At 52.6% G+C, this 14,911-nt stretch carries 17 protein-coding genes and 2 tRNA genes; 5 read left to right on the forward strand and 14 right to left on the reverse strand.

Annotated features, from left to right (window positions below):
• Positions 1 to 7: 7 nt before the first annotated feature.
• The 7 genes from MTHE_RS04340 to MTHE_RS04370 all read right to left on the reverse strand — a co-directional run bounded on the left by MTHE_RS04340 (position 8) and on the right by MTHE_RS04370 (position 4,458).
• Positions 8 to 1,117 carry an ABC transporter substrate-binding protein gene (locus MTHE_RS04340; RefSeq protein ID WP_175265788.1) on the reverse strand — a complete coding sequence of 370 codons (1,110 nt, stop codon included), beginning with the start codon at positions 1,115 to 1,117 and terminating at the stop codon, positions 8 to 10.
• Between the two features lie 236 nt (positions 1,118 to 1,353).
• Positions 1,354 to 1,426 (reverse strand) — tRNA-Ala (locus tag MTHE_RS04345).
• 13 nt (positions 1,427 to 1,439) lie between these two features.
• Complete coding sequence (locus tag MTHE_RS04350) at positions 1,440 to 1,709, reverse strand: elongation factor 1-beta (RefSeq protein ID WP_011696022.1); 270 nt, start codon at positions 1,707 to 1,709, stop codon at positions 1,440 to 1,442.
• A gap of 10 nt (positions 1,710 to 1,719) precedes the next feature.
• Positions 1,720 to 1,947 (reverse strand): HVO_2753 family zinc finger protein, encoded by a 228-nt coding sequence (locus MTHE_RS04355; protein WP_327036614.1) that lies wholly within the window; start codon positions 1,945 to 1,947, stop codon positions 1,720 to 1,722.
• A 195-nt stretch (positions 1,948 to 2,142) separates the two neighbouring features.
• Positions 2,143 to 2,769, reverse strand: a complete 627-nt coding sequence (locus MTHE_RS04360; RefSeq protein WP_175265790.1) for an amino acid kinase family protein — start codon at positions 2,767 to 2,769, stop codon at positions 2,143 to 2,145.
• A 68-nt stretch (positions 2,770 to 2,837) separates the two neighbouring features.
• Positions 2,838 to 3,653, reverse strand: coding sequence for an NAD(+)/NADH kinase (locus MTHE_RS04365; protein ID WP_011696025.1), 816 nt, complete (start codon positions 3,651 to 3,653; stop codon positions 2,838 to 2,840).
• Positions 3,640 to 4,458, reverse strand: coding sequence for a bifunctional fructose-bisphosphatase/inositol-phosphate phosphatase (locus MTHE_RS04370; RefSeq protein WP_011696026.1), 819 nt, complete (start codon positions 4,456 to 4,458; stop codon positions 3,640 to 3,642). The genes MTHE_RS04365 and MTHE_RS04370 overlap by 14 nt, the downstream gene beginning before the upstream one ends.
• A 292-nt stretch (positions 4,459 to 4,750) precedes the next feature.
• Here MTHE_RS04370 and ribC point away from each other — a divergent pair, with 292 nt between their 5' ends.
• The gene (gene ribC / locus MTHE_RS04375; RefSeq protein WP_011696027.1) at positions 4,751 to 5,230 is read left to right on the forward strand and encodes a riboflavin synthase; all 480 of its coding nucleotides are present in this window, start codon (positions 4,751 to 4,753) and stop codon (positions 5,228 to 5,230) included.
• A gap of 84 nt (positions 5,231 to 5,314) precedes the next feature.
• Here the strand turns inward: ribC and hisD are convergent, their stop codons facing one another.
• Genes hisD through MTHE_RS04395 form a run of 4 tightly spaced genes read right to left on the reverse strand, consistent with a single transcriptional unit; the run spans position 5,315 to position 9,773 of the window.
• The gene (gene hisD, locus MTHE_RS04380; protein WP_011696028.1) at positions 5,315 to 6,595 is read right to left on the reverse strand and encodes a histidinol dehydrogenase; all 1,281 of its coding nucleotides are present in this window, start codon (positions 6,593 to 6,595) and stop codon (positions 5,315 to 5,317) included.
• Positions 6,596 to 6,607: 12 nt separating this feature from the next.
• A complete protein-coding gene (locus MTHE_RS04385; protein ID WP_011696029.1) occupies positions 6,608 to 8,266 on the reverse strand; it encodes an ATP-dependent DNA ligase in 1,659 nt (552 codons plus the stop codon).
• Positions 8,266 to 9,273 carry a homoserine dehydrogenase gene (locus MTHE_RS04390; RefSeq protein ID WP_011696030.1) on the reverse strand — a complete coding sequence of 336 codons (1,008 nt, stop codon included), beginning with the start codon at positions 9,271 to 9,273 and terminating at the stop codon, positions 8,266 to 8,268. Before MTHE_RS04390 ends, MTHE_RS04385 begins: the two co-directional genes overlap by 1 nt.
• Complete coding sequence (locus tag MTHE_RS04395; RefSeq protein ID WP_011696031.1) at positions 9,270 to 9,773, reverse strand: amino acid-binding protein; 504 nt, start codon at positions 9,771 to 9,773, stop codon at positions 9,270 to 9,272. The genes MTHE_RS04390 and MTHE_RS04395 overlap by 4 nt, the downstream gene beginning before the upstream one ends.
• Before the next feature lie 102 nt (positions 9,774 to 9,875).
• Between MTHE_RS04395 and MTHE_RS04400 the strand changes: the two genes are divergently transcribed.
• Both MTHE_RS04400 and MTHE_RS04405 read left to right on the forward strand, forming a co-directional pair.
• Positions 9,876 to 10,370 (forward strand): right-handed parallel beta-helix repeat-containing protein, encoded by a 495-nt coding sequence (locus MTHE_RS04400; protein ID WP_175265791.1) that lies wholly within the window; start codon positions 9,876 to 9,878, stop codon positions 10,368 to 10,370.
• Between the two features lie 338 nt (positions 10,371 to 10,708).
• Positions 10,709 to 11,164 (forward strand): DUF2124 domain-containing protein, encoded by a 456-nt coding sequence (locus MTHE_RS04405; protein ID WP_011696033.1) that lies wholly within the window; start codon positions 10,709 to 10,711, stop codon positions 11,162 to 11,164.
• 7 nt (positions 11,165 to 11,171) lie between these two features.
• Here MTHE_RS04405 and MTHE_RS04410 read toward each other — a convergent pair.
• Positions 11,172 to 11,245, reverse strand: a tRNA-Ile gene (locus MTHE_RS04410).
• A 104-nt stretch (positions 11,246 to 11,349) separates the two neighbouring features.
• On the opposite strand from MTHE_RS04410, the gene MTHE_RS04415 reads away from it, so the two are divergent.
• Entirely contained in the window at positions 11,350 to 12,042 is a 693-nt protein-coding gene (locus tag MTHE_RS04415; protein ID WP_011696034.1) for a PspA/IM30 family protein, read from the forward strand.
• Positions 12,039 to 12,317 (forward strand): PspA-associated protein PspAA, encoded by a 279-nt coding sequence (gene pspAA, locus MTHE_RS04420; RefSeq protein WP_011696035.1) that lies wholly within the window; start codon positions 12,039 to 12,041, stop codon positions 12,315 to 12,317. Before MTHE_RS04415 ends, pspAA begins: the two co-directional genes overlap by 4 nt.
• Here the strand turns inward: pspAA and pspAB are convergent.
• Positions 12,314 to 12,886 (reverse strand): PspA-associated protein PspAB, encoded by a 573-nt coding sequence (gene pspAB / locus MTHE_RS04425; RefSeq protein ID WP_011696036.1) that lies wholly within the window; start codon positions 12,884 to 12,886, stop codon positions 12,314 to 12,316. The genes pspAA and pspAB overlap by 4 nt on opposite strands.
• Positions 12,886 to 13,749, reverse strand: coding sequence for a zinc metalloprotease HtpX (htpX, locus tag MTHE_RS04430; protein ID WP_011696037.1), 864 nt, complete (start codon positions 13,747 to 13,749; stop codon positions 12,886 to 12,888). The genes pspAB and htpX overlap by 1 nt, the downstream gene beginning before the upstream one ends.
• Between the last annotated feature and the right edge of the window lie 1,162 nt (positions 13,750 to 14,911).

Genomic DNA, 14,911 nt, shown 5'->3' on the forward strand with positions numbered 1-14,911 from the left:
CGCCGTCTCAGGGCTCTGGGTAGATCAGTGCGCCACGTTTATTCAGATCATAGTCGAGATGCTGAAACTCTGTAAGGTATCTCTGGTGCACTGCTCTGGGATCCATATCTGCGAATGTATCTGGGTGAAGTATCTTTGCGAGATATGCCAGGCCTATGAAATGCCTGCATCCGCTGTAGGGCAGATACGTCCAGAAAGGAGATGCCATAACAAAGACCCTGCCGTTCCTGACTGCGGTGACATTCTGCAGCTCTGGTCTTTCCAGGATCTCGTCCCTCGCGAACTTCAGCTTTGAAATATCTTTTGCGTCTTTGGCGTCGTAATCCTCATCATAGACAAGTCTTATGATGACATCCGGGTCCTCCACGATCACCGTCTCAGGAGAGACCTCTCCTCCTGTCCTGCCAGTGATTATGCTCCTTCCACCGGCCATCTCGACTGGCATGGCATCGAGAATGGGGTTGTTCGACACCCTGTATGGTCCATATTCAACATACACCTTTGGCCTCTCCTCATCGGGTATTCCCTCTGTCCTGCCGATAACCGATCCGAGGACACCCTCGTAGAAGGCACGGAAACTGGCGGACTCGTTCCCCCTCTCCAGGATCCTGCCGAGCTTCTCGATCTCCTCTGAATATGAATCAGGCCGGCTGCATGCAAGGCAGAAGACCGTTATACCTGTGCCGTTGAGCCTGTCCAGCACCGTTTGGAGGTAGTTCTGACCGGTGGGGCCTGGCCCTGGATGCACGAGAAGAAGATCTGGGTGTATCCTAATTATCTGCTCAAGATCAGGCTCATAGAAGTGGCCTATTTGAGGAAGATCATGGTACTCCTGGAAAATGGAGTATTTCTCTATATCTGAAGGTACTGCAACCACCATCGCTCGCGGAATGCCGATGGATCTCAGTGTCTCTAACTGATGAGATACTGTGCAGGCAATGGACCTTATGGGTCTGTAGAATGTAACATTTCTGCCAGCAGAATCTACAATGCTCAGAGGATATCTGTCATGAATATGCCTTATCTCTGCCAGTGCATCTGATGAGATCTCACCTTTTGTAAACGACTCCTCTGCAATCCTCAGCTCATCCGCTGAGACCTGCATATCTCCATCCAAATCTCCAGGTATGGGGTCGAAAGCAAGTCCCGGAAAGCAGGTCAAGATAGCTAAAAGTATCACCAAGGCAATTGATCTGTACATTGCACCACCATTGCATCATTTAGTAGCATTTAATCAGATAAACAACTTGTTTTTTAATATTTAAGATTAACTTAAAACAATTATCGTATGCTTATAATTGGGTTTTTAAATATTTAACAATGACCGGCTGCAGGCTCCTTAAAACCGTCGAATGGACACGGCGGGATTCGGACCCGCGGCCTCTACCTTGCGAAGGTAGCGATCTTCCAGCTGATCTACGTGCCCACAAATTTGGAAGTCAGATGAGGCCTACCTCTTCGACCTCTACAGACTCCACGCCCTTCACCTTCGAGAAAGCCTCTTCAACCTCCTCAGTCCCACCACCAGCCTTGTCGTCAAGGAGGACAACAGCTATCAGCGCCTTGAGGCCGAAGGCGATCGGTCGCACATCCATCGCGTGGAGCTTTGCAGATGCTGGAACAGCTGACTTGATGGATTCCTTCAGCGATTCCATGTCTATGTCAGTGCTCTCAGGCATGACTCTGATCTTTGCGGCTACAGTTCCCATCTATAACACCTCACGGACCGGTGAACCCACAGCTTTTGCATGTGTAGATATTGCTCTGCTTCTTGCACCTGTTGCATCTGGCGATGACCTCACCACAGCTCGGACATGGAAATCTGACGCCTCCGATACCAAGCAGGGTAACACCGCACGATATACACTTCTCTGGTACGTCTTTCATGCTTCTCCGCTCACTCCTTCTTGACGTCCTGCTATAAACTTTGCGATCTGGATAGCACATGCCAAAAGCCACGATAAATGCATTTGCCGCATGTTAACTGAGGCCGAACATTCGCGCTGTACACGCTGGATTTCGATGTTTCATGCCAACTGATGCCAGTTATGTCATGCCATTCACCGATTCGATTCAGTGTGATTCGATCTTATTTCCAGAATACAGAGGCAGATTCATGCAAACGCATTCAGGGAGGGCGGATTACCATATCACAGTACCGTGGCATCTTTCAGGCAGCTCCTCCATCATCGCGATGAGCCTCTCCGGGATGGAGCCGTTGAGGACGAAGCATCTCGATCCGCAGGAGCCGATTATCCTCAGTGAGCCCTGATCGATGCAGCTCCGAAGCCCCATGAGCTCTGACGCACGTATCTCGGACACAAGCCTTCCCGAGATCATGACTCCATCGACATCAGTCACCTTTATCATATCCGAACCGAGCCTGCATGCCACAAGCGCCGCGATGGCATCTGATGTGTAATCCCAGCTGTGCTCCAGACCACTGTCGTTTTTCAGGAGATACCTGTATGGCCTCAGGATACGAATGTCCTGCGAGGGGCATGGATCATCCACAAGCTCCGCCCCGGTCCCGTCCGCCAGGAGATACGCATACTCCTCCATCGCGAGAACAGCCATCCAGTGCGCGGCCTCATCGCTTACCAATCCACTCTTATAAAGAGATCTCACAAGATCAGCCATCGGGCCACCGCCTGGAACAAGCAGAAAGCCATACCCGTTCTCAGAGAGAAGGAAGAGCCTGCGGACGATATCCTTCGCGCATCCGATCAGGCTTCCGCCGATCTTTACAACATAAAAGCGCATGGGCATCCCGTATCAAAGACGCAATTTATTTTTCATCTTCGCATGCGCGCACCGGGCACGCCCTGATTCGGTCTTCAAACGAGCTTGGCCTTGACCTTCTCGTAGAACCCATCCCTGCTAGCCTTCACGAAACGCGCCGGCCTCTCAGCCTTCCGCATGATGATCTCATCACCATGCGTGACCGTGGCCATCGTCTGGCCGTCGACGACCACCAGCGCCTCCTTTCCCGGGAGCTTCAGGTCGACCTCGATCATACTGTCTCCTCGAATCACCCACGGTCGCGCGGATAGCTTGAATGGAGCCACGGGCACCAGGACTATCGCATCCAGGTGCGGATCCACTATGGGCCCGCCTGCAGACATAGCATAGGCTGTGGATCCGGTGGATGTCGCGAATATCATGCCGTCTGCGCGAAGCCTCTCCAGCGGAGATCCGTTGACCTTTATCTCGAAATCGAGCATCTTCGCGGGACTGGAGGTTATGAGCGCGACCTCGTTCGTCGCTGGTGGTAGCCTCTCCCCCCTCAGCAGGGTCTCTATCCTGGTCCTCTCATCCACCTCGAATCCGAGAAGCAGATGCTCTATGGTTCTGACCGCATCCTTTGGCTCCACATCAACAAGAAACCCCACTGTGCCCATGTTTATGCCGAGAATCGGCCTGGGATCCTCCATCTTGTGTATCGTCCTGAGAATGGTACCGTCACCGCCTATGGAAACTATGAAATCGACATCCATCTCCTCGACCGGTGTCCCCTTCCACCCCAGATGCTCCGCGAGCTCCGGCTCGACAAAAATCTCAGCCCTGCTCCTGAAATGGTCTATGAGAGATCCTGCAAGTTGTATCGATTCTTCATCGTTTCGGGAGACAAAGCCTATTCTAATTGGTACCACCCTCTATCAGCTCCAGTATCTCTCTGTGCAGGAGACCATTTGAAGCTATCAGGTCCGTCCTCTCCCACATATTCCTTCTGAGATGCAGCTTCTCTCCAAGAGCGTCTGTGGCCACGCCCCCTGCCTCCTCCACCATGAGAATTCCGGCGATCACATCAACGACCCTGAGCGAGCCGCGTAGGTCGATGAAGGCATCCAGTCTACCATCCGCAACATAGCAGAGCTCGAGCGACGCTGCCCCTAGGTTTCTCATCCTCCTCACAACATCTCCAACGCCCACAATCCTCGACGTCCTCGGACGCATTGTATACGCGGAGATGCTGAAGTCCATGAGATTGGAGGTTCCTGATACATTTATCCGATCCACGGATGAATCTTCACGGTATGCTCCGTACCCAGGCTCCGCGTAATACTTCGTTCCCCTCACAAGGTCGCGGACGTATGCCAGATGCGTGCTGCCATCGCTTATGAAGATCGATATTGCGTAAAATGGTATCCCGTGTATCGCGTTGAATGTGCCGTCAAGCGGATCCAGATGGATGAAGTACACTGGATCCTCTCCGATCACGCTCTCCCCCATCTCCTCGCTCAGTACCCTGAATCCAGAGCCGTAATTCCTGAGAGGAGCAAGCGCCGCCTCCTCTGCGATCTGATCTATCGCCTTTGTGGGTGTTCCATCAGCTCCGATCTTTATGTGTGATCCGGCGCTAGCTGTCCCGGCGATGCCTCTCACAGCTGATGCGACGTTATCAGACATCAAGTCGCAGAGCGATTTCAGTTCATCTGCAACATCCGATAGACTCATGACGATGCGTCTCCAGTATGCAGTTTGTGCCGACCCTATTTATGCCGTCCCGCGAAGGTATGAAGGTGTCCGAATAAGGATTGAGTGTCTCAGACATCCAATAGCAGTAAAGCCCAAATCTCTGGCCTTAGCTTTTATCCGGACAGGTCCAAAGGTATCATGTATGCCTATAAATACAGTATCATTATTACTTCCCATGCTATCACAAGAGCATCTGCTGGCGGTACCCCATGCCCGGGTATTGTGCTAGCAATGCAGAGTGCCTGCTGCACACTTTATGGGAGCTCGCACCATGAAACGCATAGGTATAGCGGATACCACATTCGCCAGGTATGACATGGCGAGGGCCGCGATTCGTGAGATAAAGAAGCACGCGTCCGTGGAGATAGTCAGGTACACTGTTCCGGGCGTGAAGGATCTCCCGGTGGCTGCGAAGCGGCTCATCGAGGAACACAAGTGTGATATCGTAATCGCCCTGGGGATGCCCGGCGCCGCGCCCATAGACAAGGTCTGTGCCCATGAGGCATCGACAGGTTTGATAATGGCCCAGCTCATGACAAACAGGCACATCATAGAGGTGTTTGTCCATGAGGATGAGGCAGGGGACGAGCGCACTCTGGCCAGGCTCGCAGAGAAAAGGGCGGCAGAGCACGCCCTGAACGCTGTCAGGCTCCTCTTCAGACCGGAGGAGCTGACCAGGATGGCGGGCACCGGCCAGAGGCAGGGGTTCGAGGATGCAGGCCCACTGGAGGGGGGCGGAGGAACGCACTGACGCGCGACTCCTCATGCAACGCGAGTCGATAGAGGATTTGTCGGTAAATGTGCGATCCTGAAGTACAATCTTCCCGGATGCTGCTCATCTCCTCATCCGGATCCGCACGGATTCAGCGTGTGCCCTGAGCCCCTCAGACTCGGCCATCTTTATTATAGCATCCGCGAGCGACTCAAGCCCATCTGCGGTCATGCTCTGTATGGATATCTTCTTGGTGAACGCATCTATGTTCAAACCAGAGAAGATCCTCGCGTAACCAGCTGTGGGAAGCACATGGTTCGTTCCTGTTGCGTAATCGCCAGCAGCTACGGGTGTATAGTGCCCGAGAAACACAGATCCAGCGCTTCTCACAAGGTTCAGGGCATCCATCGGATCCCTGACCATCAGCTCCAGGTGCTCAGGCGCGAATGCGTTCGAAAATGCCAAAGCGTCATCCAGACTCTCGGCCAACAGGATGGCACATCGCTCAAGGCTCGCCTGGACTATATCCCTCCGCTCCGCTTTCTCAATCTGAGATGGTATCTCCGTCTCGATGGCCTTAGCCAGCGGTTCGCTGGTCGTGACAACTACCGCTATCGATGATGGATCGTGCTCGGCCTGGGCGATCATATCCGCTGCTACGAACTCGGGATCCGCAGATGAATCCGCTATGATTAAAACCTCTGAGGGTCCCGCTGGAAAATCTATCTCGACGCTGCCTCTCACGAGCATTTTCGCTGCAGTGACGTATATATTCCCGGGTCCGACTATCTTCTCGACACGCTCAATGCTCTCGGTTCCGAGGGCCATGGCAGCTATCGCCTGAGCTCCCCCAAGCTTGTAGATCTCATCCGCACCGGCAATATCCGCGGCGGCTAACGTTAGAGGCGAGATCCTGCCAGATCTGTCCGGCGGCGTGCACACGACCATTCTCTCAACGCCCGCGACCTTCGCGGGAATAACACACATCAGCGCAGAGCTCGGATACGCGGCTCTTCCGCCGGGAACATAAGCACCGACGCTCTCCAGCGGCACGACCTTCTGCCCTGCGACTACCCCAGGCGCGACCTGGTACAACCAGAGATCCTTCGTGCGCTCCTCATCATGGAATGCGTAGATGTTCTGAGCCGCAAGCTCCAGAGATCTGAGAAGACTCTCATCCACAGCATCGTACGCCTCCTCGATCTCATCATCTGATACCCTGAAGCTCTCAAGGCGCACGCCATCGAACTGCTCCGTGTATCTCCTCAGAGCTTCATCGCCGTTCTCTGCGACATCCATCACAATGTCGTTGACCCTCTGCAGGACGTCCTGTATTCCGATCTCTCTAGACAGAAGAACCTTCAGGTCCTCTGAACTCAGCTCATTCAGCTTCTTCACGATCATTTTTAAAGCTCCTCATTTTTTGGATCTGCCCCTCTGAAGCCGATATATCTCGCCAATCCTCTCAAGCGTATCAGCTTCAGATGGTGATTTATCATCCCTGACGGCGATCAGCCTTGGAAAACGCAGGGCGTAGCCGGATGAGTAATTGGGGCTCCTCTGGATCTCCTCATAGCCCACCTCGAAGACGATCTCCGGATGAACCTCCACCTCCATCCCGTTCTCCTTGACTATCAGCTCCCGGAAGAGCTCGGTGAGCTCCGCGAGCATCTCATCCGTGATCCCTGTTGCGACCCAGCCGACATCCTTCAGCTCCCCGGTATCGGTGTCGATGCAGGCGAGCCTGTAAGAGCCGAGAAGGTTCGCTCTCTTCCCTTCCCCCCACCGTGCGCCGATCACAACGAGATCCAGGGATTCGAGGAGCGGTTTGATCTTGAGCCAGTTCTTGCCCCTCTTGCCCGGAGTGTACGTCGATGAGGGATTCTTGAGCATCACGCCCTCGTGCCCGGCTGCAAGCGCCTCTCTGTAGATCTCCTCCACCCTGTGGACATCGCTCGTCACTACCTGCTCAGCTATGATCTCAGGATCCGCCACGCTGACGAGGACCCTCCGCCTCTCCTCCAGAGGTTCATCAAGAAGGCTCGCCCCGTCCATGTATATTATGTCGAAGAGGTGCAGTTTCAGGGGTATCGTCTTCGCAGTCCTCGCGACTCCGTACTTCCTGCGGAACCTCCTTAGTATCTCCTGGAACGGGAGCGGCCGCCCGTCCTCGCCTGTTGCCACAGCCTCCCCATCGAGGATTGCTGTCCTCGCCCTGACATGCCCCCTCACGATCTCCCTTATCTCGGGCAGGGACGATGTGACATCCTCAAGTCTGCGGGAGAATATTCTCACATTTCCCTTATCCTTATGGATCTGGACCCTGGCGCCATCGAACTTCCATTCCACTGCTGTCGCGCCCTCTGCGAGAGAGGCCTCGATGCTCTCACCGATCTGAGCCAGCATCATCTTGATCGGACGGTTTATGCTTATCCCCAGCTCGTTCAGCCTTCCGAGCTTCGCGTACTCTGCGACCAGCCCCAGATCATTCGTCAGGTTGTACGCCCTCTCCACATCCTCTTTAGACACACCAAATGCCTTTGCAATCGCATCCCTTACGAGCCCCTCGCCGACGCCTATCCTCATGTCCTCCATCGCGAGCCTGGCGATGTACTTTGCCTCCAGCGGCGAGGCCTCACTGAACATGTACTGAAGATTCTTCACCCTGATCTCCTGACTGCCCCTGCCGGAGGCCTTTGCTATCGAGAGAAACCTCTGATAGACATCCTGTACCTCGAGCCCCTCGCTTCCGGAGAATGCCGCAAGCGTGAGCGGTTTTCTCCTCTCGACCGCTCTGTACGCGACAAGCCCGGGATCTCCGGTGGCACGCAGGAGCTCATTTACTGCATCGCTGCTCAGGCCTGTTGCCCTGGATATGGACTCGTAGAGAAGGCTTGGGCCGACACCGAGCTCTGTTCCCGGTATGACGACACCCATGACGAAGCCTGCAACGATTCTAAGATCATCTGATTCCAGATCTGATAGGAAGGATGCCAGTATGTCTGTCTTCTCAAGAGAGCCTGATGTTTGTGATATCCGCTCGCAGAGCTCTGCGAATCTCGCGAAGCCTGTCATCAGAATATCGCATCCACGCGCTTCGTCCTGTATATGCTCACAATATCGCTCAGTATCGCGGCTGCGGTCTCCAAGCCCCCCGCCCCGAGACCGGTGACCGTTATCGTACCTGAAAGATCTGTGTATATCGCAGCTGCGTTAAGTGTGGATCCGACTGCAAGTGGGCTCCTGATCGGCACGAGCATCGGCCTGACGGTCAGCGCCGGCACCTCGCCGATCAGCTTTATAACATACCCGTGCTTCTTCGCAAGCGCCAGGGACTCGGGTGTGATCTCTGTTATGCCCCTCACCTGGACATCATTGTACTTCACGTTCATGTTGAATATCGCATTCGCCAGTATGACGATCTTCGCAGCTGTATCCACGCCCTCTATATCGTATGTCGGGTCAGCCTCGGCATACCCCAGCTCCTGCGCCTCAGCCAGGGCCCTGCTGAATGGATACTGCTCCTCGGCCATCCTCGTGAGGATGTAGTTGCATGTGCCGTTGAATATGCCGCGTATACCCAGAATGGTGTTCCCGACGAGCGTTCTCTCTATCAGATTTATCAGGGGCATCGTGCCGCCGACTGTCGCCTCGAACTTCAGCATTACGCCGTTATCATCAGCCAGTCGCTTCAGTTTATCGTACGCAACAACAAGAGGCCCTTTGTTTGAGGTGACCACGTGCTTTCCATTGGAGAGAGCTTCCTCCATGTGGCCCAGGCCAGGCTGTCCGTGGACTATGTTCGTCGGCGTGACCTCCACGACCAGCTCCGAGTTCACAGATCTTATGGTCTCCTTGGCGCTCATCTCAGAGTTTGCAACCTCATGGAGGGTCTTGTGACTGAGAACACTCTCCCCTGATATACCATCCTCATTAACCAGTGTGCCTGTGTGGTCTGTAATGCTGACAATCTTGAGATCAAGCCCCAGCCCCCTGAGCATCTTGCGCTTCCTGCTGATGACATCGACTACTCCGTGGCCGACGACACCGTAGCCGATCAGCGAGATCCTGACCTCCCTCATAGATCATCCTCCACCGGTTCTATCACGAGTAGCTTCTTCTGAGCACCCACCTCACGCAGAATCTCCAGTGCTCTCTGCATCTCTTTCTTTCCTGTGGCCCTGATCTTCATGTACGCCGATGATGGCTCATCGACACCCGGCATGGAGAGGGAGAGATCCATGACCTCAGCATACCCCGTAGAGTCGATCCTGCTCACTGTATCTCCCAGATCGCTGTCTAGAACATGGCCAACAAGTATCACTGACACCTCCTCTATGAAGCGCTCCTCTCCGGCACGCACAACGACGATCCCACTCCTCTCAAGCTCTTTCTTCACACCCTCAAGCTTTGACCTGTCCATCTCAACGATGAGCCTCACAGGCACCGTGCCCCTGGGTGTCTTCCTGTCCCTGTGGTGTACAACACTGATTATGTTCCCTCTGGCATTCTTTATGGGTTGCAGTGCTAGGAGCAGTTGCCCCGGCACGTCCTGCAGCTCCAACTCCATCGAAAGTCGCATACAATTCCCCTAAGTCGCTCTCTTCTCCAAATGCTTTTAAGAAATAAAGCTTGTTGTGCATGTTGTGGAGGCGGTGGGATGCGGTGGTATTCATGTATCACGATGGCGTGTGTCATAATCATAGCTTCGCTCCCTGCCAGGGCGGTGACCGTCTGCGGAGAAGGATGCGATTTCTCGAGCGTGCAGGAGGCGATAAATGCTGCCAGCGCTGGAGACACAATCGAGGTTCACAGCGGGATATACTTCGAGCACGTGTACGTCTCGAAGAGCCTGACGCTTGTCGGCGTGGACACCGGTGGAGGAATGCCTGTGATAGACGCAGAAGGGATTGGCAGCGCCATAACGATAAGCGCAGACAATGTGACCCTGAGGGGGTTCAGGGTCACGAACTCCGGTAGTTGCGGATGTGGCAATGCAGGAATAAAAGTTCTGTCCGACAACAACACAATCGCAGACAACGTCGCGCAGGGCAACAAGTACGGGATCCATTGCACTGGAAGCAGGAACTCCTTCATGAGGAATGACATTCACGACAACGACATCAGCATGTACGATGAGGGCAAGGACAACGTATGGGATGTGAGAGAGGATGACTGATCCCTACCACTGGTCTGTTTTTTATGACCTGAAATGAAGAGACCCGGGTCATGTTTATTTTTAAGCTCATATCCATAAAGATCATAGATCCTGATCGAGACTGACATTTCATGGATTTGCATTTTCATGGTTGCATCTGGTGTATCCGAATGAGAGTTTGAAACCAGAAATAAACGAGCCATCAGCTCTTGTTGTAAACTCTTTCCCGTTATTCGGACCCCTGCATCCCGCTGAACCAGCCGGGCGAGCCAATAATGATAGGCTGTGCTGCGTCTTGCTGGCTGAGAGGAGACATATAATACTAATATTAGATGACATATTAACATGGGGTATCGAATATGGAGAAGATACAGGACGTCAAAGGGCTTGGAGGAATGCTGAATGGCTTCAGGGACATGGTTAAGGATTTCGAGAGCATCACGTTCATAGGATCTCCCGGATTCTGCACGCCATTCGCGCTCTTCCTGGGATATCCTGTGAGGGAGAAGAGGCTGGCATTCGTGCCTGGAGTGAGCCCGGAGAAGACACGCAGGGTCATCGCCACCGAATACGGCATGGAGCTGGGAGAGATGTGCTCCCCGGACGCGGATGTTCTCGTGGTGCTTGGGGGAATGGCCATGCCCAAGATCGGCGTCAGCATTGAAGATATGAGGCAACTTCTCGGAAAAATCCCCCACAAAAGTGTTATGGGAGTTTGCTTCATGGGGATATTCGAGAAGGCCGGATGGTGCGACAGCATAGAATTCGATTATGTGATGAACACCATCATAGAGGGAGATATATCAAAAAGATAAAAAAATATGGGCCCGACGCGATTCGAACGCGTGACCTCACGGTTATCAGCCGTGCGCTCCGCCAGGCTAAGCTACGAGCCCGCGAACGTGGTGTTTGATAGAGCGTCCAGCTTATAACGTTTTCCCTTAGAGATGCACTCGGGCCTTGAGGTATGATTGCTGAATGCTCTGATAGGAGGTTTGAGATGGGCCTTTTAGATCGCATGGGAACGATAGTCAGATCGAAGATGAGCAGGATAATGGACAAGATGGAGGATCCGAGAGAAGTGCTGGATTACTCCTATGAAAAGCAGCTCGAGCTGCTCCAGAATGTCAAGAGGGGCATTGCAGAGGTCGCCACCTCTAAGAAACGCCTGGAGCTCCAGCGCGCCAGGCTTGCACAGAACGCGGAGCAGCTCGAAGGGAAGGCGCGCGAAGCCCTGAACTCCGGAAGGGAGGATCTCGCAAGGCAGGCGCTCGAGAGAAAGGTATCCCTGCAGAACCAGATCGAGACCCTGGATGCGCAGATCGCCGAGCTCGATCGCGAGGAGCAGAAGCTCATCGCTGTGGAGACACGCCTCTCAACGAAGATAGAGACGCTTCGCGCCAGGAAGGAGGCGATAAAGGCGCAGTATTCAGCGGCTGAGGCGCAGGTCAAGGTGAGCGAATCTGTGACAGGCATAAGCGAGGAACTCGCGGACGTCGGTCTTGCGATACAGCGCGCCGAGGAGAAGACTGAAGGGATGAAGGCCCGCGCTGCAGCTCTCGATGATCTCCTCGAAAAGGGGGTTCTCGAGGACTACACCGGAGGAGATGCTCTGGATAGAGAACTCTCGAAGGCGAAAACATCAAGCGCCGTAGATGCGGAGCTGGCCAGGCTCAGGGGTGAGACGAAATGATCATCAGGATAATGGGCGAGGGCCAGTACAGGGCACCTGATGCCATCATCGAGGATCTCAACGCCATTGACAACCGCATCGTGGAGCTTGTGGAGAAGGGGGATCGTGAGGGGTTCAGGAACGAGCTGCTCAGGATGGTCTCGCTTGTCAGGGAGCGGTGTGAGCCGCTGGAGGCGAGCGAGATCGTAAAATCTGATCTGATTCTTCCGCCTTCGGATCTGACTTTCGAGGAGGCGAGGGGCATATTCAGGGGACAGGGTCTGATCGAGGATTAGAGCGGCATCTCCCATATGGGATACCACCGCTCCACGTTCTTTTCTATGGGGAGCTCCTCGGACATCACAGACCTCAGCCTGAGCTCCAGCGCGCTGTCCCGCTCCCTGCCGGGTTTTTCGCTGGCTGGGACAAAGGGGTAGTACGCGCCCAGCTTGAAGCTGAATATCCAGTAAACCTTGGAGTTGTTGGAAAACGGAAACACAGCGCATAGAAGCTGCTGGCCAAGCCCGCTGTCTGTGAGACTCCTGGAGACCATGTGAATTCCAGAGACGAGATCCTCGAAATCCTGGTCTGTGAGAACCACCCACAGATAGCCGTAACTGTCGCTCTCGAGGCGGTATGCAGTGCCAGTCTCTCTCGAACCAAGCTTCAGCAGGTCCTCCACCTCGGCACGCGTGCGCTCGTACGTCGATGACTCCAGAGGCTTTATGCAGATCGCTGCGTTTCCTGCTGGCTTAAGCCCGAGCTTCGCCTCGAGCGTGATTCTCGCTGTGGCTATGGCGAAGAGCCTCTCAGACTTCGGCTGTGGCAGCTTTGTGGTACCAAGAATAAAGTCGAGAAAGCCCATCAGAGAATCTCCCTCTCAAGACGCTCGAGCGCCGCAATTCTCGCCTCGATGGGGGGATGTGTTGAGAGGAGGTTCGCTATGGCGCCCGTGGGAATTATGAAGAATGCGTTCATCCCCTCCACCTTCCTGAGATCCTCCCTCGGGATCCTGGCCATGGTACCGCTGATCTTCATGAGTGCAGATACGAGAGCCGAGGGCCTTCCTGTTATGATGGCCGATCCCCTGTCCGCCGAGAACTCCCTGTACCTTGAGAGAGTCCTTATGAGTATGAAGCTCACGATCCACACAATCAGGGAGACGAGCCAAACAGCGAAGAGGTTGCCTGACTCCCGGTCGCGCCTGTCGCCCAGGAAGAATATGTTCTGGACTATCACAGATGCCACTGTCGAGAGGAAGCTCGCGATCGTCATCACCGCCACATCTCTGTTTTTGATGTGTGACAGCTCGTGGGCGAGAACCGCCTCCAGCTCGCTTTTATCAAGTCTTCTGAGAAGACCTGTGGTGACTGCGACCACGGAGCTTGACTGGCTCCGGCCGGTGGCAAATGCATTGGGTATGTCTGTGCGAACGATCGCTATCCTGGGCTTTGGAAGACCTGCTATTGCGCAGAGCCTCCCCACGAGCTCGTGCAGCTCAGGAGCCTCGCTCTCAGAGACGATCCGCGCGCCGACACTTGCGAGGGCGATCTTGTCCGAGTAGAAGTACTGTATGAAGAGAAACAAGCCCATGATCAGGACAACTCCCTGTATGCCCACCCCCATTGCCATTATGACGTTTATGAATATCAGGTATACAGCTGCAAGCAAGAACATCGTCAGAAGCATTCTCGCCTGCAGGCCCCGATCTGCGCTCCATCGTACCATGACTCTCACCTCAATGCAGGATATGGTTCATGAGATATAAAGCGATTTGTTGCTAGATGCCATATCCGGGACGAAATCGATAAGATCGCTCGGATAAGCTGAAAATTTAGCATGAATTTATAAAAATGAAATATATCATAAAGATGTCTCACTTTTTGAGCCGCGGTTCTAATTTAAAGATTTTTAATCATATAATAATATTAATAAATTTTTAAGATATTATGTAATTACTTAAAATAAATATTATATATAGCTTTATCTTTTATATGTTAAATTTTAAATTTTTGCATTTTTTTGTATAACTCATTAATTATATCTAGTTAAAAAGCTACTATTTTAAATATATCAAAAATTAATATTTAATTTTATTGATTATATAAAAACGTGTGACCGCCGATTTAAGCAAAATTAGATGTTTTAGTTCAAATTATGTTTATAATTAAACCAATACTATAATTAGTTTTATCACCGATGAGATGAATGCATGGATGGTATGATTTATTTTTATAGTTCATGTATTAAATTAATTTTGGTGGCGCTTTATTCCTATATGTTATGGGTTTCAGGTTATGCAATTTTATGAAATCCTCTTCAGAGCAGTTTTTTATGTAATGAATGAGGGGTATGCGCGCAAAAGGAGGCAAATTCACATAACATTTGGAATAAATGAGCTGACAGAATATATGATTTTCAAAGCACATCTGGATCTCAATACCATATGATATGCGAATAAAATCCGGCATAGCGGTGGCATCGATACAAAACCTTAAATGACGATCATGCGTGAAGTTGCAAGAGATAAAAATCGATCGCTCTTATCCCCCGCTGGCTATGTGAAAATGTCGGCGCTCTTATACATTTGATGACCTGCCCGAAGAGCAGTGGTCATGCTATGTCTTCCTGGCGAATGAATGAGTGCTATCACCAACCACATCGCATGCTCACAAGTTGCCATGCGCATGAGGAGAAACCGATATCTGCAGATGGATGCACATGGATCACATCACAGCTCCGATAGACTCCATCGAATTGCTCACTACATTCGTCCGCAGTGAGGAACAGATAGACGTTTGATTTGCATCCATCAAGACCACGTGACTTGCCAGACAAAGATAACACAAGCGAATGTATATAAAAATTATACAAAATTAGTACAGTAGAT

This window comes from Methanothrix thermoacetophila PT, from assembly GCF_000014945.1.
Taxonomy (GTDB): Archaea; Halobacteriota; Methanosarcinia; order Methanotrichales; family Methanotrichaceae; genus Methanothrix_B; species Methanothrix_B thermoacetophila.

Coding starts and splice junctions, on each gene's coding strand:
- ribC (WP_011696027.1), top strand. CDS start 4,751: ATGAAACGCATAGGTATAGCGGATACCACATTCGCCAGGTATGACATG.
- MTHE_RS04390 (WP_011696030.1), bottom strand. CDS start 9,273: ATGAGGGAGGTCAGGATCTCGCTGATCGGCTACGGTGTCGTCGGCCAC.
- MTHE_RS04350 (WP_011696022.1), bottom strand. CDS start 1,709: ATGGGAACTGTAGCCGCAAAGATCAGAGTCATGCCTGAGAGCACTGAC.
- htpX (WP_011696037.1), bottom strand. CDS start 13,749: ATGGTACGATGGAGCGCAGATCGGGGCCTGCAGGCGAGAATGCTTCTG.
- MTHE_RS04395 (WP_011696031.1), bottom strand. CDS start 9,773: ATGCGACTTTCGATGGAGTTGGAGCTGCAGGACGTGCCGGGGCAACTG.
- pspAA (WP_011696035.1), top strand. CDS start 12,039: ATGATCATCAGGATAATGGGCGAGGGCCAGTACAGGGCACCTGATGCC.
- MTHE_RS04400 (WP_175265791.1), top strand. CDS start 9,876: ATGGCGTGTGTCATAATCATAGCTTCGCTCCCTGCCAGGGCGGTGACC.
- MTHE_RS04370 (WP_011696026.1), bottom strand. CDS start 4,458: ATGAGTCTATCGGATGTTGCAGATGAACTGAAATCGCTCTGCGACTTG.
- MTHE_RS04405 (WP_011696033.1), top strand. CDS start 10,709: ATGGAGAAGATACAGGACGTCAAAGGGCTTGGAGGAATGCTGAATGGC.
- MTHE_RS04385 (WP_011696029.1), bottom strand. CDS start 8,266: ATGACAGGCTTCGCGAGATTCGCAGAGCTCTGCGAGCGGATATCACAA.
- MTHE_RS04360 (WP_175265790.1), bottom strand. CDS start 2,769: ATGCCCATGCGCTTTTATGTTGTAAAGATCGGCGGAAGCCTGATCGGA.
- hisD (WP_011696028.1), bottom strand. CDS start 6,595: ATGATCGTGAAGAAGCTGAATGAGCTGAGTTCAGAGGACCTGAAGGTT.
- MTHE_RS04415 (WP_011696034.1), top strand. CDS start 11,350: ATGGGCCTTTTAGATCGCATGGGAACGATAGTCAGATCGAAGATGAGC.
- pspAB (WP_011696036.1), bottom strand. CDS start 12,886: ATGGGCTTTCTCGACTTTATTCTTGGTACCACAAAGCTGCCACAGCCG.
- MTHE_RS04355 (WP_327036614.1), bottom strand. CDS start 1,947: ATGTGCTATCCAGATCGCAAAGTTTATAGCAGGACGTCAAGAAGGAGT.